This is a genomic window from Photobacterium gaetbulicola (assembly GCF_003025515.1).
In the GTDB taxonomy this organism is placed as follows: Bacteria; Pseudomonadota; Gammaproteobacteria; order Enterobacterales; family Vibrionaceae; genus Photobacterium; species Photobacterium gaetbulicola.
This window is the reverse complement of the sequence record NZ_PYME01000012.1, coordinates 1-18593: the sequence shown is the minus strand read 5'-3', so window position 1 is coordinate 18593 and position 18593 is coordinate 1. Positions and strand designations below refer to the sequence as shown.

Here is an 18593-nt window from a genome sequence, read left to right as displayed (position 1 = left end):
CCTTAGGCATAAGGCGATTGGTAATCCACCACGGTATCAAATGCACTTGAACCATCAGCTTTGAAAAAGCCAATCCGCTGCGGATATGGTGTCAACTTGGCGCACAGTGCATAGCTATTGCTGCTTGAGGCACTGGCCATAGTAATTGTGACATTGTCACCGTTTTGAGCTTCGGTCACTTCGCTGATTTGGCCGTGATAGCTGTTGTCCCATGTATCCAATGCGCAGACACGCAGCGTGGCATGGTTGATTCGCTTGTCGGTCATGCCCGTAAAGCGTTGTGAATCGACGTTGTAGCCTGTTTGCAGCTCGGCATACGTCGGCTTGCTGAGAATCTGGAACTCTCCGGCATCACCGCGCGGCCAGACGTTCGGGAATAAGTTAGGATCTCGCTCATCATTGAAGAACGCCGCCGCCCAACCAATCACCAAGCCGTCAGCCCCGTTACCATACTCGGATTGAATATCGTAGAACGCCAAGGCGTAAAGCTTGTTGGCTTTCAAGGTCAGCCCGTCTTTGCGCAGCACAACATGGTTGGCTTGCGAACCAGCGAAGGGCTCACAGAAAATGACCTCTTCAATGTCACCTGTTGACGGGTTCAGCTCGACCACACCCCATTTGCACACTGTGCCGAAACGAACCGATGCCGTGACTGTGACAAACTCGGGGCGGCCGCCGTGCTCAGGGTCAAGCACGATACGGCGCTGGGCAGTAAACGGCGCAAAGGCCACCGCCTTGTAAGCCAATCCCTGAAACACCATGGCGGATTTAACATGCTTCGGCAGTCCTACCATCACGTAATCGCGATTCAGTACATTGGCGCTACTATGGTCAACCCATACCCCAAATGATGAACGGAATTCATTATCGACGCCGATAGCTTCACCGCCCCAACCTGCAGGCATCATCGTCCCGTTTGATGCCTGCTCACAAAACGCATTCGTTGAAAATGCCCCTTCCTTGGGGGCAAAGGCGTGATGCGAATTGAACGCAGACATGTAACTCGACGCCTGAAAATCCCCGTTATGGATGAGGTTCACTACCGATGAGCCAAGCCCAGATAGCAGCTCTAAGCCATGCTGTAGTTCATCCGCCAGAAATTCAATTTTGTTTCGGGCACTGCCTGATGGCAGCAATTCGCGTAATGTTTTCCCTGTCATCGTGTGACCTCGATAATTTGAATGGTGTCACCGTCGGTGCCTGAAAAGCTCAAGGCGGCGGTGGTTTCAAGTTTGAGCTGTTCGCCAGCGGCGAGTGTCCAGCCAGTACCCAGCGTGACCGCATCAATGTTGGTTGAGCTGGCTTTCAATAAAACGTGACAGCGTGACGTATTGGCAATCAATTCGCCCATGCCTTCGGTGATAGTCAGCAAGCTGGTTGCCATGCTTTCCCCGCCAACAGGTTTGGTGAGCATCGGCGTGGTGGTATAGACGCGAACCGCTTGCCCGGTTTCCAGTTTCACCCGTGGCAGTTCCGTTACTGCCACTTGTTGGCCTGCTGCCAAAGACACACTCGGAAGTTGTGACACGGTCACGGGCTGGTTTGGCTCAAGCTGAACTTTGGGTAGTTGCGAAATCACAACGGCCTGCCCGTCCACTAATGCCACTTGTGGGGTAACTGGCCGATATTGACTTGCTGGTTGGGTGACAGGGTCACCGTCGGCATTTTAGTTACGGAGACTTCCTGCCCATCAGTCGGCGGGATGTAACGACCAAAGCCACAGATAATCGTCACTGTCCCCGCCTCGCCCATGTTCTCGACGGTCACGCGGCCTGTTAACTGCGGGTCGAGAATCTGCGCGCCCTGCTTCAATCGGTATTCGCCACGTTCGGTGGTAATTGCCACCGAATCCGGACACGCCTCGATATACAGAAACTCGCCCACGGCTTGGAACTGTGAACGCTGGCGCGGTTGCATCATTTGGTGGAAATTCATCGTTTACCCCCGACCATCATCACGGCCATGAAGGCCATCACCAAACCGACAACAATGGTCATCTGGCGACTGGTTGCCACTTGGCCGCCATCCGCATTCATTTCTGCCAAGCCCTTCAAGGCAGCTAGATTTTCAGTATTTTGAGCCGCTTGACTGCCTGCCAGTCCGGCGATCATCTGTAGGTTTTCATGGTGTGATTGGCTGACTGTATCAATGGCGTTGTTGCTGACCTCGGCATTGAGGTGCATGGCTTCATTGCCAAACATCAATGCGCCCTCAAGAGAGTCACGGCCAAAGTCCAATGCCTCACTGAGCGAGTGTGCTCCCATATTCAAGGCAGCTTTGGACACCTCGGTATTACTTTCAAGTGCCCCGGTCGTCACCTCAACATTGCTGGCAATAGCCAATTCGCCCAACTCGGAAGCAATTTGCATGGCACCATGGTCGGTCATGTTCACGCTGATACTGGAATCATTCACCCCGGACAGCATTACGCCGTTGTTATCACCGCTCGCGGCAGCTGTACCACTGACATTGGTGGTATTTGATGATTTGCTGGATTTTGAGCGTCCCATTTACACCTCCAACTTATGCCATGTGCAAAACTTGCCATTACTCAGCCTTTCCACTTCCGTAATGGCGTTCCGGCCAAAATAGCGATACATCCGGCGTATGCCTTGCTTGGCCGTGGCGCAAGTTACCGATTTGAAGCCTGACAATTTGATCCGCCGAATCAGCTCTTGGATGCCAGCCTTGAAGCCAACGCCAGCGACACCCCACACGTAGTAACTTTGTCCGTCGGCTTCACCGACAATGGACAAATCAACGCCGCTATCCTTGGCGTGGTACAAACTGAGGGTGCCGCCTGCTAGTTGCTCTTTCATCTCGCGGTATTCCTTTTCGGGATTTTCAGCATCATCAAACGCCGCCCCCAAGCGGCGAATGTGATGCGAATAGTCAGGGTGTTCGGGGGAAATAAAACAAAACTGCATTACTTTTTCCCCCTCAGCACAAACCAGAGCAAGCCAACGGCCATTGCGGCCAGCGTCCAAGTCGGCAATCCACTTGCACCGAATGACACCGAACCACCCTGAAAATTGATTTCTTCATTGCCGCCTACCGAGCTGGGGCCAGCCCCAGCATTAATCGGCATACTGCCGGAGTTCGTCAGGCCGGGAATATTCATCATGCTTTTTTCCCCATCACTATGTCGTAGAGCCACAGCCCCATAACGACAGCAGCCAATACGCGTAATGTTCGACCGACCTTTTCACTGGTAAACATGCCAGTAACAAACCCCACTGTACCCGCCAGTAGCGGCCAAAATAGAAACGGCATCATTTCCCCCTTAGCAGCAAAACAACAGCCAGTGCCACAAAGCCGCCGCCCATTAACATCAAGGCGGTGTTGGTTGGTGCCATGGTGTAAATTGGCTGTCCTGTCGGTTGTTGTGCGGGCTCTTGATGTTGCGGTTTACGGTTTTCTTCCGGTGCTGCCGAGGCCACTTTTTCGGCCTCGTTATCGAACCAAGAATTCAACCAGGATTCCCCCCCGGCTGTGGCGGTATCCCAAATCCCGCCGAGGGTTTCACCAATGTTGTCGAGTAATTCCATTGCGCCCCCTTAGCCCTTGGTCGGCAATGCATTCACCTGTTCGACCGCTTCGATGATCACCGGTACGCTGCCAACTTCCGACTTGTCCAGCTCGAAAGCCAGCTGGTTACGTGCTGCTGTGTTCAACATGCCATCAGCACCAAAGCCATAGCGGATAAAGTCGAGGCTAAACCAACCTTCGTTTTGCTCTTTCTTGGCCTGCGCCAAGTCGTAGGCGTTATCTGCCTTGGTGACGTTCATTTCTTCGAAGCTATCACGCAGTACGCGAACGCGATCAACCGAGTTATCAAGGAAGTGAATACGCTTGAGGTTCAGAGCCGGGCTACGCTCGGAGAAATCAAACGGCGTGCGGCCAGTTGCCGAGGCAAACCACGTTAGCTCATAGATACGCGGCATGTAGTAGCGTACTGATTGTGCAGGCAGCACATGGGCACGGGCGCGAACACTAGGCGCTGTGGTACCTGCAGGTTTTGACTTGAGGGTGATATACACAAACCAAATTTCCCCTGCCAAGGTGACAAGGTCGGTTTGGCGTACACCAATTTTGGTGCGCAGCGTGGCATCACCAAACGAAATGACATAGCGCCCCGGTTGGGCGTAGTTCTTGCGGTGGGCTTGTAGCTTAACCAGCGTTTCACCTGTCACATTGATTTTGGCCGAACCGTTCAGCGATACTTCAACGCGTTCAATATCGTTTGGGTCGGTAATGTCGGTAACTAGTTCAATGCTGTGATACGTTGGGCCCGAAACCAGACGCAGTGATGCGCGGTTGCCCCAGCCTACACCCTCGACCGGGTCTAGCTCTTTGGGGCGTGGCGCAAATCGAGAATTATAAATCTCCATTAGAACCACCCGCTTTTCTTGGTTAGCTTCTTAACTGAATCAACGTTGTTCGATGCCCAGACAACGCCTGTTGCAACAAACATAGCGATCACCCCGGTGATCACATAGCCCTTAGTTTTTGCACTCATGATGTTTGCTCTCTGTTGGTTAACAAAAGTTCCCCATCAGGAAAGCAAGTGATTTGGTTTTAAGGCAAGCACAAAAAAGCCCGCTAAGGCTATAGGTTAGCGGGCATAAATTATTGTGAAGTAATTCAAACTATGTGCAAATAAACAGGCAAACTTACAAAACTTTCTTTTGTAAAATAGAAATACCAAATTAAAACAAATGATAACGCAAAAACAGAATATGAAAGAATTTCAAGTTTCTTGCTTTCAGATAAAGTAATGGCATTCTTTAATGATTTAGAATTAAAAAAAGCATCAATTTCATCAGGGCATAACAATATTTGATTTCTTTGTTTAATTTCATCTAGAACATCTTTTTGATGTTCAACAATCGTCTCTAATTCCTTTTTATTAAAAAAAACAATCAAAGTCGACACAATTAAAAAAAGAGAAGATAGCAAGCATACATGTAGAGAAAAAAGGTTAACAATTTTACCCTTATCAATTGCTGTGAAAACAAAGATAGAAAAGAAATAGGACATTGTTACAAACAAAGTTTGTTTAACACCACTTCGACTTTGATAAATTGACTCAGATATTTTATTACACTGCTCCATGATTGAGTCAGAAACTTTATTTCTTATTTCTAGATAGTTTTCGAAGTCTTCTCTTAAATGAATCTGATACAGTGATGATAAAGATGCTAATATTCCATCATTGAATGCCAGCTTTATATTTCTAGATTTAGATATCAGTTGATTAACTATACCAACCTTTACAACATACTTTTCATCATTATATGACCATTTAAAAACATTATATATGCAATCTGAATTATTAGATAAAAAATTATCGTCGTTACCTGACAGATCAAATATAACATCACCTTCAAAGTGAAAAATGCAGTTACTTTTATTTAAGTCAAAATCTTTTGATAATAAAGAAAGGCAAATTATAGACCTAAGTTCTTTAAAGTACTTAATCAACGCTTGATTAAGCACCTTATTTGATAAAAAATCGAAAAAACAAGGCTTCAAGTTAAAGTTTGCAAAATCAATATAATGATTGCTTCTGTTTTCTATAACTTGGCTTGATGATGCATGAATGTTATAATATTCAAGTTCAATATCATTTCCATTAAAGTTAATCTCAGAAATATTTGATGACGTAATATTAAGCCAATCTCTTAACTGCTCTAGGTAGCTCACTTCCTTCATCGATTTAATAAATGTATCTGAGCATAATATCGATATAGCAGTATCGGTGGTTTTATCACACTTTAAAGTTAGGTTGATATACTTATTGCTGTAAAAAAGTACACCTATACTGACAACACATGACTCTAGCTCATCACTATCATTGATTGGATAAGTGTCATAGTGTTCTTTACCAATGTATACAAGACAATCTTTTTTATTAAACCCATTGGTTTCAGCCATAAAATTATTTATTATTTGCTTAAAATCATCCTTACCAACATTTTTAAAGGATGATTCATAAAATTTAAGGCTTTCTTTTTTTGATAGCTCCATCATCAAATATCACGTTCTTCAAACTCGTCTAATCCAACCTTAGTATCAATAACAAGATAATACTTATTCTTTATTTTTGTTTTAAAAACTTTATCCTTAACACTTCCTTTTGTAATTAGCTCCATACCTTCATCCAACTTAACTACTTTTTTAAAGTGCTTTCTAACATCTTCAACAATAATATTAAACTGACCATCCAACTTTGCTCTATTTTTGCATCTGATTATTTCTTTAACCACTAAATCAATTTTGACTTCACTAACCCTAGGGCTATATGACTCAATGGTATTTTTAATAAAGCCATCAAAGTTAAAAACTTCATTAGTTGAGAAATAGCCATTCATGCATTCTACTAAGTCATTAAAGTCAGCCTTAGATTCTTTAAATACAGTTCTTTTAATAGCATCTTTAAACATTGTGTATGCTTTTTGAGTGTTGAGGCTATCTTTTTCAACTGGTGTTGACATGAGAAATTTCTCATACCAAAAAAGAGAAATCTTACCATTTTTATCACTCAAATATATAACATCTTCTTTTTCACCTGATGAGTCAATGTTAATCAAACAGCTTTTCAATATTCCATTATCTTCAGGTAATCCAGTTTTTAACTCAAAACTTCCTCTTGCAAAGTATTTTTCAAAATCAAGCTTGGAAATTATAAATGAGTCGAGATTTGAGTTTTTAATTCTAGCTATTATGAATGTTCCATCTTTAACCGTTTTGTTTTCTGCTGTTGATAATTGAATGGCAATAGACTTTGCAACATTTTCATAATCTATTTGTTCATTGGAAAGTAAGAGATCAACATACTGAGAGACCAATGAGTCTTCATTAAAATTATAGGCCTGAGATGACTTACTAGAGTATGTTAAACGGCATACCCTTACTAGAAAACTAAGAAGATCCTGTTTTTTATTGATATCAATGTCAGCTTTTTGATATCCACCATCCGTTGTCGTTTCAAAAATGAATAGTTGCTTTATTGGAAAACTATCTTCCTGTGCTTCTGTGTTTAAATTTAAGGCTTCAGACATAATAAAAAATCACTAACAATTTGTTTTGCATTGAATTCTATACCCAGATATCCACTAAAACAAACACAATTGATGATTTTGCTATCAATACGACATACTTCTGACACCTTTACCACTGTAGAACACCAAATTTCCACTCTTTCCCATCCTGCAAAACATACTCCAGCTTCTCTAGGTCAATAATCACACTCGCTGGTATCCCTGTTTTCTGCTGTAAGTACCGTGCACTATCATCGGCTTTTTGCATCATGACACAGGCAAACTGGCAGTTATCAATGATGGTTTTCGAGACTTCCTGCCCACGTTGGAACATGTTGATTGAGTGAAGACCAAACTTGCGCCCTAGCCTCAAGATTTTTCCATGGTAGCCCGTCGCCTTGCCTGCGGTGCTGGTATGTTCGGCCACTTCTTCGCAGATCACCTTGAGTGGTTTCTTGTGCTTGCCGTTCCCCACGCCCCACACCACCATGCAGAACTTGTCGAAATCTTCCTCGGTGGTTTCGTGTTTCGGATAGTACGCAATCTTGAAACCCTGGTTGGTTTTACGCCCGGCAATCAAGGCAGCGGCAAAGGCTTTCAATGTGGCGTAGCTGCGAACCTTGCGCCCGGCCAACTCGTCTTCGTAATCACCAAGCGGGTCAAAGATGGCAACTTGGTCGGTCGGTTTGATAAACAGCTTTTTGGCTGCGGAAGTTTTCCCGCAGCCAGACATACCAACCACATAGACATGATGATTACTCAGCGCATTGTTTTGGTTGATAGGTTGTAGTTTCAAGCGGCCTCCTGCTGTTGGTCATCATTAGCGGCTTTCTTAGCCTTTTTAGCCAGCTCTACATCTTCGGCCTTAAGGGTTCGTACCTGCATGTAACTGGAAAGCGAAAGCATACCAATCGCGGCCACGGCCATGATTTCATCCATGTACTTCGCCAGCCAAGGTGGCGGATTGCCGCCGTATTTCACAATCAGCGGTGCAATCTTTTCAGCCACGCTTTCGGCCTGTTTCGGGTCGAACTCAAACCTTGGGTGAACCATAGTTTTCATGGTCTGCTCGATGGTCATCAAGCCGACATACACCATTGCGCCAGCGGCTTGCTGTTCAAGTTCTTGCTGCTGCACTTGGGTATCAGCGGCGGTCGGGTCAAAGTCATCATCCAAGCTGTTGATGAAGTCTTTTTCATCTTGCTCGTTGTGGCTTTCCATCCCTTGATTGGTATTCAGCTCGTCATCATTGGCGGCTAGGTTTTCGGTATCCATACTCAATCTCTCGGTTTGTTTAGGTTAAAAGCGGGCAATCATGCCGCCAGTGAGCGCGCCAAGCACAACGCCTGCAATCACTGACTTCCAACCGGACGGTTTCGCATCAGATTGGGTCTCTGGTTCGGGTTCGGTTTGGCTTGGTTGTGGTTCAACATCGGTTACAGCTACCACGCTTTCGGTTTCCGGCTCGGGTAATTCCGGTTCAATATTCGACTCGGGTTCGCCTTCCGATTCCACGACTGGCGCGGCTTGTTCGGCTTGGTGCAGCGCTTCAATCGTTGGGTAATGCTGCTCAAAGCGAGACTGCCAGTATTTTCCGGTTTGCTGGTTGGTACCGCAGTCGTCACAAATTGCGTATAAGTACTTCGAACGCTTGCCCCTTGCCCGGTGGATGGTGCGGACATTGCCGCACTCACACCGATTAATCCCTTCCACTTTGTTGGCCGACGCTCGAACGGGCATTGATTCAGCCATGTTTCCCCCTTTGCTCTAGTTCCATCAGTTTGTTGTTTACGCCTTCCATCCAGACCAACACCAAGCGAATCGGTGCCATGATTTTGCTGGCGAACGGGTTGCTGTTTGCCTTGGCGACTTCGCCCTTGAGCTGGTCAGTGATTTTGTTGAGTTCTTCCATGTATTAGCGTCCTTTACGCGGCTAGTTGCTGATTTTGGTACCACTCGAGATCGGCTTTGGCGGCTGATAGCTCGAGTTCGGAGGGTTCTTCCCTGTTAGGAGCAAGCGGGTCATTCAAGACAGATTTCCAATAGGCCTGTTTGAGCAAAAAGCGTTGGTACTGTTGGCGGTACTCTCGTTGGGCAATTACTCGGGCTTCGGATACATTTTGGTGATAATCGGGATCATCATCTTTGGGCAGCATGGACCATCCACGGGCACCTGCTGCCCAAAGCAGAAAATCATAGGCTTTGTCTTCGGCCTGTTCGCCTTCGAACGACAAACAGAAACGGTTTTTGGTGCTGGCATGAATGCCACGGGCTTTGATTTGGTTATTGATGGCTTGTTGTTGGCCTTCAAGCCGGGCAATCAAGGCGGTCAGCTTTTGGATTGCCGCCTTTGGCCGTTGGGCTTTTTTCGCAATGGCTTTAGCCTTGATGGCGCGTTCTTTCTCTTTCTCCAATCGGTAAAGGCTGCGCTGCAGCGGCTTTTTCCAGTGCTCCAACCGATAGCCACACTCTTTGATGATCGCGGCCATGTTGTGGGCTTCGAAATTGGCCAAGCAATCCCAACCAGGCGCTCGACTACAACGGGCAATGTTATAGCGGTTGCCTTTGATAAGCCCTTGGTCGGCGTTCTCGCCTTTGGCAGCATAGCCCACGGCCTTAATAATGTAAGAGCCGGCCGCTTTAGGTTGGCGGATACGCTCCAAGTGGGCGAACCCGTTACCCCAAAGACTTTCCAGCCTTTCCGACCATGCTTGGAAATATTGCTTATCAACCTGCCAGTTCATGATGAGGTGAACGTGCGGGTTCGGTTCACCGTCTTCATTGGCCGGGCATTCGGCTACCCAGATGTAATGGAATGGCTCGGCAATGCCGTCGAGCTCGAACGGTTCGCCATCGGCATCAATCCCTTGCCAGCCACGCTGGAACATCTTTTTAATGCCATCGAGAAAGCGGGATACTTCCCGGCCAAGCGTGGTTTCCCCACCAAAGATGGCAAGGCGCTGCTCTAGGGTGAACGTCAGTGTAAGAAATGTGGTGAAACCGCCCTCGCAAGCGGCAACATACGCACCCGACTCAAAGATTTTGGTCACGGCGCGTTGGGTCAGTTTTTCAGTGTAGCGCTCACCGCTTTGCGGGTCTGGTGCATCGCCCGGCCGGGTTTGGGTATGATGCAAAATGCGGTAACTGCCAGACCATTCACGGTGCATCAGCCGGACGGTCGATAAACGCTTGTCCGTAGGCGCATCAGGGAGATCATACAAGCCATCATGGTTGTAGTGGGACTCGGTGCTGACCAACTCGATATCACGGCGCTGTGCCTTGCGTAGCCTGCCCACACGGCTGGAAATACTAACTACTTTCGGGTGTGTCGGACTTTTGCGCCCTTGGACAAGCCTATTGCCTCCGTCACTTCGTGCCGCCGCTTCGCGGGCGTGTTTAGCGATCGCTTTGGTACGCACATAGTGAAGTTGAGCAAACTGGTTAAGTTTTTGCTGTTCGTGTTTTAACCACTCGGCAGAATTGGAACCAAAAAAACCAGCATCATAGCTGGCAATGTTCATTTTGGTTTTGTCATGTGGCTGGACAGCGCCAGCCACATACAGGAGATCATTGATGGGGAGCATCAGAGCCCTCCCATTTCAATGATGGCTCGCTTAAAAGCGACATAGATGCGGCGAAACTCGGCCGCATCGTTGAGAAAGAACGCTGAACCTTCTTTGTCCCCCAACCGTTGATGGTGCTTCACCATTTGCATCGAGTGGCGCCATTCATCCAAGGCGTGTTTTGCCATGAAGTCAGCCGTTACAGGCTTATCCAGCGGAATCGTCACATCATGCAAAGGCATGGAAGAAACCGCCGCCCCCAACTTGGGGGCTTTGGCTGCTTGCTTAGGGATTAGGTTTAAATTAGTCATGTTTGCCTCCGAGCTGGTTATTAACCGCAAGTATCAACCTGCGTGTAATTTCACAGTCAGCCATGGCTCGGTGGGCTTTCAAGTCTGAAATATCAATGCTTTGTTGAACTGCGGCGTTTGTCAGACTTTGCCATTTGTAGTTGCCGTGGTATTCATTCCACTCCCCAAAGAACTCGGCATACCACTCCATAACGCATTGGGTTTTGAAAGGCAGGAAATCAATGCCGTAACGCTTGAGGCTTTGGCGGATTAGGCGAACATCAAAGGCAGCGTTATAAATCAGAACGTCACGGCCTTTGATAACTTGGGCTAGTTGCTTATAGATGATTGGAAATGAAGACGCACCCAGAAGCATACGATTGGTGATCCCATGGATTGCCATTGCTTCACCGGGTACGAGCTGTACAGGCATCACCAAAGTATCTAGCAATGGTTTACCGCTTTTCGCTTCCATCACCGATACCTCGACGATTTCGGCAAAGTCGTTAATGCCTGTGGTTTCTGTATCCAGAATGACGGCATTGTCTAGGCTAATAGGTTTCATGCGACAGCCTCCTCACGCTTAGCCATGGCATCAAGCAATCTTTGCGACTGCTGAAACTCTGGCTTTCTACGACGGACCATCACTGTAGTTGCAGCAGCTTGAGCTTTAAACAAATCATCGACATCAATGCCGTCAAGCCCATAACGGTAGGCCATTCGTATCGCATCCTGCGAAGAATCAAGTGGGCATTTATACCCGTGATATTTCCCCAAAAGGATTGCGCGGCTAAGGCGCTCGGCCTGATAGAACAATTTATATAGTTCTTTATGAACATTCATTTTGCACCCCCTGCCATCATGTCACGGTTGTATTGAAAGACGGCTAATTGCTTGAGGTACTGGCTGTGCTCTTTGGCACGCTGTTTGGTGGTTTTGAAACCAAACTTCTCACGAAGTTGGCGAACGGTTTCGAGAGATTTTTGAGTGAGTTCAGGTTTTGGATTAATACACCCAGCCATATCTGGGCAGGGTCGATGAATCGGATTTACAATAGCTTTTTTGACGTTGTCCATGTCTGTATCCCCATACAAGCAAGTTTTTGATATGCAACAATAGGATTAGTCAATATCAATTCGACGTCAACATGGCTTCAACTGTGGTTTTAGACATTTTGTTAGCCTAAAATTTAACAATTAGCTGATTTTCGTGGGTAATTTATGACTTACACAAATGAATTGTTGGATATGGTCAAAGCCAAGTACGGCCTGCCCTCGGACTATAAACTTGCCCAGAAACTTGGGGTAAGCCGCTCTCGTTTGAGTAAATGGAGAAATGAACTAAACTCTATGGACTGGGACGTTGCCTTTCAAGTCGCTGATTTACTTGAAATTAATGATCAAAAAGTAGTTTACGGGCTACTAGAAGACAAATATAAAAACCCCCGCCTTATCAATGCCTTAAGTGAAGGCAAACCCGCATAATTATGCAGCTTTATGCTTTACCACATGGTACATAATGCGTACTGAGGGATGGTTGGCACCAGGGCTAAAAATCCTGTCAAACCAAGGACTAAGCCCCTAAATCCTTGGTTACTTAACTTTGCCGTTATGTCCTGCCACGCTTGCTGCGCCTTGTGATCCTTGGCCTTGTCGGCTGCCAGATAGATCAATGCCTCGTGAATATCGATGTTTGCATTTTCGGCTAGAAAAATTGCTTGTGTATCAGACATATGACGCTTTCCATTTCTATATTCGGAGATTCTTTGCTTTGGAATCCCCAAATCATGGGCAACTTGCTTGTCTTGGATGTAGTTTTTAGCCGTTTTATAGGCATCAATTAATTGGTTTTGATACATAAGCCCTCCGCAATAAATTCCATTTTAGCCTTAAAGTCACCAAAATGTGTGTCTTGCAGTCACCAATTTGTGTGTCTATAGTCACCATATCTTGTGACTGAGGCGCTAAATCAAATGTCTTCGCAGCTCTACTACGAAATCAACGACGACGGGACTGGCTTTGCCTTCATTGATGGCGAACCCGAGTACTTCCGTTCGTTGGCTGAGCTGCACCAAATCGGACAAGAATTTTATCCCGCCGGCTATGAGCTTCATCTGGTCACGGCGGACAACTGGCAATCACTTTATGACTCGGGGGTTTTCGACAATGGCTGCGATTATTGATTACCTGTCCTTCTCGTGGACACCCGAGGAACTGAGCCAGATCTTCGACCTCGCCAAAATGGGCGCTTCCATCAAGGCTATCCGTGGTTTCGAATTCAATGAATATGGTGACAGCGTAACCCGTGACGCCTTGGATACTGCCGCTATTGATTACAAGGCCGCTATCCGCGCCAAGCTGCGTGATACCGAATTTGCTATCGGTGCTGACTCGCGCAAGTTCCATGAAATCAAACGTGACATGCTCGACCACTTCGGCCTGAATACCTTGGACTGTCTTTGCCGTGGTGAAGTTGACCGCTTCATCAATCGCCTTAATCACGGCCTTGGCCTGTTCGGCAATGACTGGTCTTTCTCCCTGCGTTCCGGCGGCTTCTCTGGTTACTCGCATTCCGCCAACATTCTCGTCAACGGCCAACAAGCTGGCCTGTGTGCTTGGGGCGCAAAAAACCACGGCTGCTATGTGTCGTTTTCCGGTACGGGTACGGCGGTATTGGATTTGAATGAAGTTCATAACGCACTGCACCAACTACCAGGTGCGAAAATTACTCGCGTAGATATCGCATTCGATTCTCTCGACGGCAAATACAACATCCAGACGGCTCGCAAAATGGCTGAGCATGGACAGTTTGTTACCCGTGGCCGTCCGTCTTCTTACTGTTATATCGAGTCGGGCCATATGTCCCAAGTGGCCAGCTACCAGAAAACCTCTGGCAACAGTGAAACACTCAAGAAACGCTTTGGCTTCGTGGCCGACAAAGGCAAGTCGCTTTATGTCGGTACTCGTGACGCGGGCAAGATGCTTCGTGTCTACGAAAAAGGCAAACAGCTCAAGTCCGAGCACAAAGACTGGGTACGCTGGGAACTCGAGCTACGCGCCAAAGATCGTGTACTGCCGTTTGATGTACTGCTTGAACCCGACAAGTATCTGGCAGGCGCTTACCCTGCCCTTAGCTTCGTCAGCAAGGAAAACCAATGCCGCATAGCTACCCATAAGCGCAAATGGTTTACCAGCGTTGATAACGCCGTGCGTAACGGTGCGACCCAATGCGGCAAGCTGGTTAACTTCATGCGCCAATGTCTGGATATGGATGATTCCCAGATTGTCCGCTTGCTGACTAACCATCTTGAATCCCATGAGATACCAGACCGACTCAATCAGCCTGTCTATGAGGATACGGACGAATCCAGTGGTATCCGGCTCCGATGTATGAAATTCATCGAACCCGATAACCACGACATTTATTCACTAGCGTAATGACATACAGGGAAATAAGACAATGACAACTTTAAACGTAATGGTAACGGGCGCTGTATTGGGCAGCGGCGTATCAAAGAAATCCGGCTCACCCAAACCTTACCAAATGGCAAACGTTATGTACTTGGCGTCGGCGGAATCTTTCGTCAACGACGACCACAACATCCAGCGTTGCGGTATGCAGGAAAAACAAATCCCGATGGCGTTCAACCAGAACCTATACGCCCAGTTCGCCGGACTCTCCTATCCTACCCAGCTCCAGCTGGTCTTGGAGCCTGACCCGCAGAACCCGACCCGTAATGTTGTCGTGGACTTTAAGGATTAGTATGAAAACAAACTTTATTGTCCATTATTATCGACTCCAATCCGAACATGGAAAAATGCTGCCGATATGGATTTACGATAAATATATTCTTCCGAGTGTTAGGTACTAAAAATGTATATCCCAGTCTGCACGGTCGAGCTTATAAATGGTGATTGCCCTGTAGGCTGGACAGTTAAATATGTTGCTGAGATGTCTTTATCGGTAGCAGATTTAAAAACTCTAATAGGAACGTCTGTTATTCCTTTAGTTACTGCGTATGCCTTTAGGCAAATACGTTTATCTATTTCTGATTAATAAGGAATGTTATATGAAAAAGTCTAATGTGATTTTAATTGCTACTGCTGTTTTGGCGTCTGCCTCACCTGCTTTTGCAGAAACAGTAGATGTTAGTGGTGCTGTTACTGTTATTGCTGGAATCACTGCCGCGGTCTCTGCAATTGGTGTAGCAAAGCTCGCTCCAGCTGCTACTTCTGTTGCTTTCAAATGGGTTAAAGGCGCCATCTTTAGTTAATTAACTTCGGTTGATTCATTTCTAATTAAGGGTAGCGGATTGCTGCCCTTTTTTATTGGAGGCTTTATGTTAGACCAATCATGGATGTTGGGTGGGTATTGCATGGCTGTATTTGTTTTGTCTATGTCAATATTACTTGGAGGAAACAAATGAAATGGTTACTGACTATTTTTATTTTATATAGTCCCTTTTCATTTTCTAATAATGTAAGTTGTCAAGAGCTTGGGTTGGGGAATGGACAGAATAAAGAATATGCTTACAATAGAGCAAAAATTCGACTTGAAGGCCATTTGACTGGTGGGGTTGATTATGATGGTATAATTAAGCATGAGTTTATTTCAAACGCTCCAGCTTTTAGGACTTATCTTTGTCATGGTTCAACTTGTGAAAAATCTTATACTTTTTGGGATGGACGTAATTTTGATAAATATTGTGGAGAACTAGCTCCTGAATGTGAAGAGTATGAGGATGCCAGTACGTGTGCGCCAGAATTAAATTACTGTAACTCTGAAGAATTTAACCAGGATAAACAAACTGCAGAACAACAATGCTTTGATGGACTACCAGAAAACCACAGCATGAACTTTTCTGCATCATGTGATGACGGAACACAATCTCCTATCTTTCAATGTGACTATATTCCAATTGATGATTGTGTTGACTCAGAGTGTGATGGCGGTGGTGATGGCGGCGGTGATGGCGGCGGTGATGGCGGCGGTGATGGCGGCGGTGATGGCGGCGGTAGTGGCGGCGGTAGTGGCGGCGGTGATGCAGCTAAATGTGATGCCTTGGTTGGTTCTTCATTTGAAGTTTGGTGGTTAATTAAAGATCATGGTGTTGACGCTTTTCCTACTTGGTGTAGTCAAACGGGATGTTTGGGTGTAAAAGATATTTCAACTCAGTTCTGTAGAGATACGGATTGTATTGCTGATTATGATTATACTAATCAACCATGTGATACCCCAACAGACCCAGATAATAATGGTCCAGACCTTAGCCCTGATCCTGACCCTAGTCCAGACCCAGAGCCTGACCCTAGTCCAGACCCAGATCCAGAACCTGACCCTAGTCCGGATCCAGATTTTAATTTAGAGCAATATCTGAGTAACATTGAATTAAATACAATTAAGCTTGTTGATCAATTAGATGAGTCTAATAAATCCCTAAAAGAAATATCAGACAAAGATAATAATGATGTTGTTGATGCAATAAATAAAGGGACTGATGAAATTGGTGCTATCAAGAATGGTTTAGCTAATATTAATAGCTTATTGGAAAGTGGGTTTTGTGAAAGAAACAAAGACCATTCATCATGTCAGTCTAAAAAAACAGACATCAGTAAATGTGCAGCATTTCAATGTGAAGGAGACGCCGTTCTTTGTAGTCTTCTTAGAATTGAACATGATAAGCAATGCTATGAACCTAACTTTAAGGGTATTGATTCTGGAATTGATGCAATCATTGCTGCTGGTGAGAAAGCTGATTTTATCAACCCTGACGTGTTAGATTTCAGCAACCCAGATACAAAATATTTAAATGGTGGCGTTTCACTTTCATCAAGTTGCCCTTCTCCTATTTCTGCATCTGTGCTTGGGGAAACGGTTGAATTCAGTTATCAACCGTTATGTGATTTGGCGAAATATTTACAGCCTTTCATTATTGCTATTGCATGGCTAGTTGCTGCATTAACGGTTGGTCGTGGGATTGGTAACTTATAGGTGGAATTATGGGACTGATTGTTAATTTAATATCTTGGGTTGGTGCTTCATTCCTTCCCAAATTAGTGCCTTTCATTACTTCTATTTTTATTCAGACAGCTGTCACATTGGGATTTTCATTATTAGTGGTAGAAGGCATTAATGTTGGCCTCGACTACTTTGTGAATAAGATAGATGCCAGTTTTGGTGGTATGCCTGCAGATATAGTCGGGATTATGGGCTTACTTGGATTGGATAAGGCCATCAACATTATTCTTACTGCTCACTTGTTTGTACTTGGTCTTAAAGGACTGTCGTCGAGAAAATATCTTCCTTCATGGAATGGGACGGGGAAATAACTCATGGAATATGGCATATCTGGACTACCAGGTGCGGGCAAAACCCTCAACACCATTGATATGGTAACGAGTGAATCTAACTTTGAAGGCCGTGAAGTTTACTATCACAGAATCCCCTTGTTGATGCTGGACTTTGAAGTATGTTCATCCTTTCAGGGTTGGTTCTATGGTTGGTATCTTCATAACAACAAATCCAATACGGCATTGGTTCGCAAGGTACAGTCCATCCATAAGAAAGAAGATCGCTTTATTGAACTGGAAGACTTTCCTTACCTCAAACAAGATCATAGTAATTCGAATCCGGTCGAGATCTTGCTGTATTGGGTTCGTCGTGTCTATTCCAAGGAACGGCTAGTACAGCTAGATGAATACCTAGCTATTAAGCAGATAGATGAAACTGCCCTGACCTTCGACCAACTCAAGCCGCTAAATTATCACTGGACACACTTCGATAATCCGAAGTCTTGGGTCGAGCTGCCAAATCAGTCGGTAATTGTCATGGACGAAATACATCACTATTGGCCGCCGAGAACGCGCGGCGATGTACCTAAGGAACTCGAGGCAATTTCTACTCACCGCCATACTGGCAAGGATCTTGTTTTCATTACTCAAGACTTTGCCAATGTCGATATCTTTATCCGGCGCATGATGAACTACCATACACACTATGAGTTTGCCGGTGCTGATCGTGTTGCGTGTTATAAGAAGAAAAAGTACATCGATATTAGCAATCCATTCGAAAAGAAAGCTGCTGACAAATCATTGGTTAAGCGCCCTGTTCACCTTTACGGTTCTTACTACTCGACCGAGCTTGATACCAACAACAACAAACTAAGCAAAGGAGCAAAACGTGGCCTTATCCTTGGGGTTGTATCTATTATTGCTTTTCTATTGATGTTGTTTGTCGGCTTCCCATATGTCTACTCGATTTTTTTCAGTGATGAGCAGTCAACCGATAAAGAAACCTTGCCGGTTGATGACTCACTCACACTAACAACTGAGATTGCGAATACGGATATTTTAGCGTATCAGCCTAAGATAAAAGCTCTTCCTTGGACTGCTCCTATCTATAGCGGTGGATTAGAACCTGCTACATATCCTGATTTGATGTGCTATCAGACGACAACCGATTGTCGGTGCATTACCCAACAAGCAACTTCCTATTCGATTGAACTAGAGAGCTGCTTAAGCATCGCGAACAATGGACTATTTGACCCGCATTTAGCTTCAACTCGTCAAAGTGACCTGCTCCCCGCTTTCTAATCCAGCCATAACTTAGTAATGTTCATCTTATAAGAAGGAAGGTGAATATGAAGAAGCGATTCAACGAACAGCAGATCATTGCCATTCTCAAGGAAGCGGAGGCGG

General features: G+C 45.7%; 30 protein-coding genes. 8 read left to right on the top strand and 22 right to left on the bottom strand.

Annotation, left to right across the window (positions count from 1 at the left end):
• Positions 1 to 2: 2 nt before the first annotated feature.
• From C9J03_RS11965 to C9J03_RS11880, 21 genes are all read right to left on the bottom strand, one after another.
• Positions 3 to 1160, bottom strand: coding sequence for a hypothetical protein (locus C9J03_RS11965; protein WP_044623337.1), 1158 nt, complete (start codon positions 1158 to 1160; stop codon positions 3 to 5).
• A complete protein-coding gene (locus tag C9J03_RS11960) occupies positions 1157 to 1579 on the bottom strand; it encodes a hypothetical protein (protein WP_146149077.1) in 423 nt (140 codons plus the stop codon). The genes C9J03_RS11965 and C9J03_RS11960 overlap by 4 nt, the downstream gene beginning before the upstream one ends.
• A 17-nt stretch (positions 1580 to 1596) precedes the next feature.
• The gene (locus C9J03_RS11955; RefSeq protein WP_044623335.1) at positions 1597 to 1935 is read right to left on the bottom strand and encodes a hypothetical protein; all 339 of its coding nucleotides are present in this window, start codon (positions 1933 to 1935) and stop codon (positions 1597 to 1599) included.
• Positions 1932 to 2510 (bottom strand): hypothetical protein, encoded by a 579-nt coding sequence (locus tag C9J03_RS11950; RefSeq protein WP_044623334.1) that lies wholly within the window; start codon positions 2508 to 2510, stop codon positions 1932 to 1934. Before C9J03_RS11950 ends, C9J03_RS11955 begins: the two co-directional genes overlap by 4 nt.
• Positions 2511 to 2927 carry a hypothetical protein gene (locus C9J03_RS11945; RefSeq protein ID WP_052829770.1) on the bottom strand — a complete coding sequence of 139 codons (417 nt, stop codon included), beginning with the start codon at positions 2925 to 2927 and terminating at the stop codon, positions 2511 to 2513. It lies immediately after the preceding gene.
• Positions 2927 to 3124, bottom strand: coding sequence for a hypothetical protein (locus C9J03_RS11940; RefSeq protein WP_044623333.1), 198 nt, complete (start codon positions 3122 to 3124; stop codon positions 2927 to 2929). The genes C9J03_RS11945 and C9J03_RS11940 overlap by 1 nt, the downstream gene beginning before the upstream one ends.
• Positions 3121 to 3273 (bottom strand): hypothetical protein, encoded by a 153-nt coding sequence (locus tag C9J03_RS26710; protein WP_156149940.1) that lies wholly within the window; start codon positions 3271 to 3273, stop codon positions 3121 to 3123. Before C9J03_RS26710 ends, C9J03_RS11940 begins: the two co-directional genes overlap by 4 nt.
• The gene (locus tag C9J03_RS11935; protein WP_044623332.1) at positions 3273 to 3548 is read right to left on the bottom strand and encodes a hypothetical protein; all 276 of its coding nucleotides are present in this window, start codon (positions 3546 to 3548) and stop codon (positions 3273 to 3275) included. Before C9J03_RS11935 ends, C9J03_RS26710 begins: the two co-directional genes overlap by 1 nt.
• 9 nt (positions 3549 to 3557) lie before the next feature.
• On the bottom strand, positions 3558 to 4391 hold the full coding sequence (locus tag C9J03_RS11930) for a major capsid protein P2 (protein ID WP_044623331.1): 834 nt from the start codon (positions 4389 to 4391) through the stop codon (positions 3558 to 3560).
• Complete coding sequence (locus tag C9J03_RS27095) at positions 4391 to 4519, bottom strand: hypothetical protein (protein ID WP_276329429.1); 129 nt, start codon at positions 4517 to 4519, stop codon at positions 4391 to 4393. Before C9J03_RS27095 ends, C9J03_RS11930 begins: the two co-directional genes overlap by 1 nt.
• Positions 4520 to 4644: 125 nt before the next feature.
• The gene (locus C9J03_RS11925; protein ID WP_044623330.1) at positions 4645 to 6033 is read right to left on the bottom strand and encodes a hypothetical protein; all 1389 of its coding nucleotides are present in this window, start codon (positions 6031 to 6033) and stop codon (positions 4645 to 4647) included.
• The gene (locus tag C9J03_RS11920; RefSeq protein WP_052829769.1) at positions 6033 to 7064 is read right to left on the bottom strand and encodes a hypothetical protein; all 1032 of its coding nucleotides are present in this window, start codon (positions 7062 to 7064) and stop codon (positions 6033 to 6035) included. The genes C9J03_RS11925 and C9J03_RS11920 overlap by 1 nt, the downstream gene beginning before the upstream one ends.
• Positions 7065 to 7173: 109 nt before the next feature.
• Positions 7174 to 7776 carry an ATP-binding protein gene (locus C9J03_RS11915; RefSeq protein WP_044624484.1) on the bottom strand — a complete coding sequence of 201 codons (603 nt, stop codon included), beginning with the start codon at positions 7774 to 7776 and terminating at the stop codon, positions 7174 to 7176.
• Positions 7777 to 7835: 59 nt separating this feature from the next.
• Positions 7836 to 8318, bottom strand: a complete 483-nt coding sequence (locus tag C9J03_RS11910; protein ID WP_044623329.1) for a hypothetical protein — start codon at positions 8316 to 8318, stop codon at positions 7836 to 7838.
• A 24-nt stretch (positions 8319 to 8342) separates the two neighbouring features.
• Complete coding sequence (locus tag C9J03_RS11905; RefSeq protein WP_044623328.1) at positions 8343 to 8795, bottom strand: hypothetical protein; 453 nt, start codon at positions 8793 to 8795, stop codon at positions 8343 to 8345.
• Positions 8788 to 8955, bottom strand: a complete 168-nt coding sequence (locus C9J03_RS26705; RefSeq protein WP_162845561.1) for a hypothetical protein — start codon at positions 8953 to 8955, stop codon at positions 8788 to 8790. Before C9J03_RS26705 ends, C9J03_RS11905 begins: the two co-directional genes overlap by 8 nt.
• A 13-nt stretch (positions 8956 to 8968) precedes the next feature.
• Positions 8969 to 10627: a rolling circle replication-associated protein gene (locus C9J03_RS11900; RefSeq protein WP_044623327.1), complete on the bottom strand. Its 1659-nt coding sequence runs from the start codon at positions 10625 to 10627 to the stop codon at positions 8969 to 8971.
• The gene (locus C9J03_RS11895) at positions 10627 to 10917 is read right to left on the bottom strand and encodes a hypothetical protein (protein ID WP_044623326.1); all 291 of its coding nucleotides are present in this window, start codon (positions 10915 to 10917) and stop codon (positions 10627 to 10629) included. Before C9J03_RS11895 ends, C9J03_RS11900 begins: the two co-directional genes overlap by 1 nt.
• Entirely contained in the window at positions 10910 to 11461 is a 552-nt protein-coding gene (locus C9J03_RS11890; RefSeq protein ID WP_039456661.1) for a 3'-5' exonuclease, read from the bottom strand. Before C9J03_RS11890 ends, C9J03_RS11895 begins: the two co-directional genes overlap by 8 nt.
• Positions 11458 to 11739, bottom strand: a complete 282-nt coding sequence (locus C9J03_RS11885) for a hypothetical protein (protein WP_044623325.1) — start codon at positions 11737 to 11739, stop codon at positions 11458 to 11460. Before C9J03_RS11885 ends, C9J03_RS11890 begins: the two co-directional genes overlap by 4 nt.
• Positions 11736 to 11972, bottom strand: coding sequence for a hypothetical protein (locus C9J03_RS11880; protein ID WP_044623324.1), 237 nt, complete (start codon positions 11970 to 11972; stop codon positions 11736 to 11738). The genes C9J03_RS11885 and C9J03_RS11880 overlap by 4 nt, the downstream gene beginning before the upstream one ends.
• Positions 11973 to 12116: 144 nt before the next feature.
• On the opposite strand from C9J03_RS11880, the gene C9J03_RS11875 reads away from it, so the two are divergent.
• Positions 12117 to 12380, top strand: coding sequence for a transcriptional regulator (locus tag C9J03_RS11875; RefSeq protein ID WP_044623323.1), 264 nt, complete (start codon positions 12117 to 12119; stop codon positions 12378 to 12380).
• A 17-nt stretch (positions 12381 to 12397) separates the two neighbouring features.
• Here C9J03_RS11875 and C9J03_RS11870 read toward each other — a convergent pair whose 3' ends face one another.
• Positions 12398 to 12754: a DUF3693 domain-containing protein gene (locus C9J03_RS11870; protein ID WP_044623322.1), complete on the bottom strand. Its 357-nt coding sequence runs from the start codon at positions 12752 to 12754 to the stop codon at positions 12398 to 12400.
• Positions 12755 to 12868: 114 nt separating this feature from the next.
• Between C9J03_RS11870 and C9J03_RS26700 the strand changes: the two genes are divergently transcribed.
• From C9J03_RS26700 to C9J03_RS11835, 7 genes are all read left to right on the top strand, one after another.
• The gene (locus C9J03_RS26700) at positions 12869 to 13078 is read left to right on the top strand and encodes a hypothetical protein (RefSeq protein WP_039461206.1); all 210 of its coding nucleotides are present in this window, start codon (positions 12869 to 12871) and stop codon (positions 13076 to 13078) included.
• Complete coding sequence (locus C9J03_RS11865) at positions 13062 to 14333, top strand: replication initiation factor domain-containing protein (RefSeq protein WP_052829768.1); 1272 nt, start codon at positions 13062 to 13064, stop codon at positions 14331 to 14333. The genes C9J03_RS26700 and C9J03_RS11865 overlap by 17 nt, the downstream gene beginning before the upstream one ends.
• A 22-nt stretch (positions 14334 to 14355) precedes the next feature.
• Positions 14356 to 14658: a hypothetical protein gene (locus C9J03_RS11860; protein WP_039461205.1), complete on the top strand. Its 303-nt coding sequence runs from the start codon at positions 14356 to 14358 to the stop codon at positions 14656 to 14658.
• A gap of 307 nt (positions 14659 to 14965) precedes the next feature.
• A complete protein-coding gene (locus C9J03_RS11855; RefSeq protein WP_044623321.1) occupies positions 14966 to 15169 on the top strand; it encodes a major capsid protein in 204 nt (67 codons plus the stop codon).
• A gap of 149 nt (positions 15170 to 15318) precedes the next feature.
• A complete protein-coding gene (locus C9J03_RS26885; protein WP_197078599.1) occupies positions 15319 to 16887 on the top strand; it encodes a virulence factor TspB C-terminal domain-related protein in 1569 nt (522 codons plus the stop codon).
• Between the two features lie 8 nt (positions 16888 to 16895).
• Positions 16896 to 17225 carry a DUF2523 family protein gene (locus tag C9J03_RS11840; RefSeq protein WP_044623319.1) on the top strand — a complete coding sequence of 110 codons (330 nt, stop codon included), beginning with the start codon at positions 16896 to 16898 and terminating at the stop codon, positions 17223 to 17225.
• Positions 17226 to 17228: 3 nt separating this feature from the next.
• A complete protein-coding gene (locus C9J03_RS11835) occupies positions 17229 to 18488 on the top strand; it encodes a zonular occludens toxin domain-containing protein (protein ID WP_044623318.1) in 1260 nt (419 codons plus the stop codon).
• Positions 18489 to 18593 lie beyond the last annotated feature (105 nt).

What these genes read in the sequence shown, in the direction of transcription:
- C9J03_RS11895 (WP_044623326.1), bottom strand. Translation starts at nt 10,917, where the DNA reads ATGACTAATTTAAACCTAATCCCTAAGCAAGCAGCCAAAGCCCCCAAG.
- C9J03_RS11925 (WP_044623330.1), bottom strand. Translation starts at nt 6,033, where the DNA reads ATGATGGAGCTATCAAAAAAAGAAAGCCTTAAATTTTATGAATCATCC.
- C9J03_RS11890 (WP_039456661.1), bottom strand. Translation starts at nt 11,461, where the DNA reads ATGAAACCTATTAGCCTAGACAATGCCGTCATTCTGGATACAGAAACC.
- C9J03_RS11935 (WP_044623332.1), bottom strand. Translation starts at nt 3,548, where the DNA reads ATGGAATTACTCGACAACATTGGTGAAACCCTCGGCGGGATTTGGGAT.
- C9J03_RS11915 (WP_044624484.1), bottom strand. Translation starts at nt 7,776, where the DNA reads ATGTCTGGCTGCGGGAAAACTTCCGCAGCCAAAAAGCTGTTTATCAAA.
- C9J03_RS11930 (WP_044623331.1), bottom strand. Translation starts at nt 4,391, where the DNA reads ATGGAGATTTATAATTCTCGATTTGCGCCACGCCCCAAAGAGCTAGAC.
- C9J03_RS27095 (WP_276329429.1), bottom strand. Translation starts at nt 4,519, where the DNA reads ATGAGTGCAAAAACTAAGGGCTATGTGATCACCGGGGTGATCGCTATG.
- C9J03_RS11910 (WP_044623329.1), bottom strand. Translation starts at nt 8,318, where the DNA reads ATGGATACCGAAAACCTAGCCGCCAATGATGACGAGCTGAATACCAAT.
- C9J03_RS11880 (WP_044623324.1), bottom strand. Translation starts at nt 11,972, where the DNA reads ATGGACAACGTCAAAAAAGCTATTGTAAATCCGATTCATCGACCCTGC.
- C9J03_RS11940 (WP_044623333.1), bottom strand. Translation starts at nt 3,124, where the DNA reads ATGATGAATATTCCCGGCCTGACGAACTCCGGCAGTATGCCGATTAAT.
- C9J03_RS11905 (WP_044623328.1), bottom strand. Translation starts at nt 8,795, where the DNA reads ATGGCTGAATCAATGCCCGTTCGAGCGTCGGCCAACAAAGTGGAAGGG.
- C9J03_RS11870 (WP_044623322.1), bottom strand. Translation starts at nt 12,754, where the DNA reads ATGTATCAAAACCAATTAATTGATGCCTATAAAACGGCTAAAAACTAC.
- C9J03_RS26885 (WP_197078599.1), top strand. Translation starts at nt 15,319, where the DNA reads ATGAAATGGTTACTGACTATTTTTATTTTATATAGTCCCTTTTCATTT.
- C9J03_RS11865 (WP_052829768.1), top strand. Translation starts at nt 13,062, where the DNA reads ATGGCTGCGATTATTGATTACCTGTCCTTCTCGTGGACACCCGAGGAA.
- C9J03_RS11955 (WP_044623335.1), bottom strand. Translation starts at nt 1,935, where the DNA reads ATGAATTTCCACCAAATGATGCAACCGCGCCAGCGTTCACAGTTCCAA.
- C9J03_RS11835 (WP_044623318.1), top strand. Translation starts at nt 17,229, where the DNA reads ATGGAATATGGCATATCTGGACTACCAGGTGCGGGCAAAACCCTCAAC.
- C9J03_RS11920 (WP_052829769.1), bottom strand. Translation starts at nt 7,064, where the DNA reads ATGTCTGAAGCCTTAAATTTAAACACAGAAGCACAGGAAGATAGTTTT.
- C9J03_RS11950 (WP_044623334.1), bottom strand. Translation starts at nt 2,510, where the DNA reads ATGGGACGCTCAAAATCCAGCAAATCATCAAATACCACCAATGTCAGT.
- C9J03_RS11860 (WP_039461205.1), top strand. Translation starts at nt 14,356, where the DNA reads ATGACAACTTTAAACGTAATGGTAACGGGCGCTGTATTGGGCAGCGGC.
- C9J03_RS11875 (WP_044623323.1), top strand. Translation starts at nt 12,117, where the DNA reads ATGACTTACACAAATGAATTGTTGGATATGGTCAAAGCCAAGTACGGC.
- C9J03_RS26710 (WP_156149940.1), bottom strand. Translation starts at nt 3,273, where the DNA reads ATGCCGTTTCTATTTTGGCCGCTACTGGCGGGTACAGTGGGGTTTGTT.
- C9J03_RS11945 (WP_052829770.1), bottom strand. Translation starts at nt 2,927, where the DNA reads ATGCAGTTTTGTTTTATTTCCCCCGAACACCCTGACTATTCGCATCAC.
- C9J03_RS11885 (WP_044623325.1), bottom strand. Translation starts at nt 11,739, where the DNA reads ATGAATGTTCATAAAGAACTATATAAATTGTTCTATCAGGCCGAGCGC.
- C9J03_RS11840 (WP_044623319.1), top strand. Translation starts at nt 16,896, where the DNA reads ATGGGACTGATTGTTAATTTAATATCTTGGGTTGGTGCTTCATTCCTT.
- C9J03_RS26705 (WP_162845561.1), bottom strand. Translation starts at nt 8,955, where the DNA reads ATGGAAGAACTCAACAAAATCACTGACCAGCTCAAGGGCGAAGTCGCC.
- C9J03_RS26700 (WP_039461206.1), top strand. Translation starts at nt 12,869, where the DNA reads ATGTCTTCGCAGCTCTACTACGAAATCAACGACGACGGGACTGGCTTT.
- C9J03_RS11855 (WP_044623321.1), top strand. Translation starts at nt 14,966, where the DNA reads ATGAAAAAGTCTAATGTGATTTTAATTGCTACTGCTGTTTTGGCGTCT.
- C9J03_RS11900 (WP_044623327.1), bottom strand. Translation starts at nt 10,627, where the DNA reads ATGCTCCCCATCAATGATCTCCTGTATGTGGCTGGCGCTGTCCAGCCA.
- C9J03_RS11965 (WP_044623337.1), bottom strand. Translation starts at nt 1,160, where the DNA reads ATGACAGGGAAAACATTACGCGAATTGCTGCCATCAGGCAGTGCCCGA.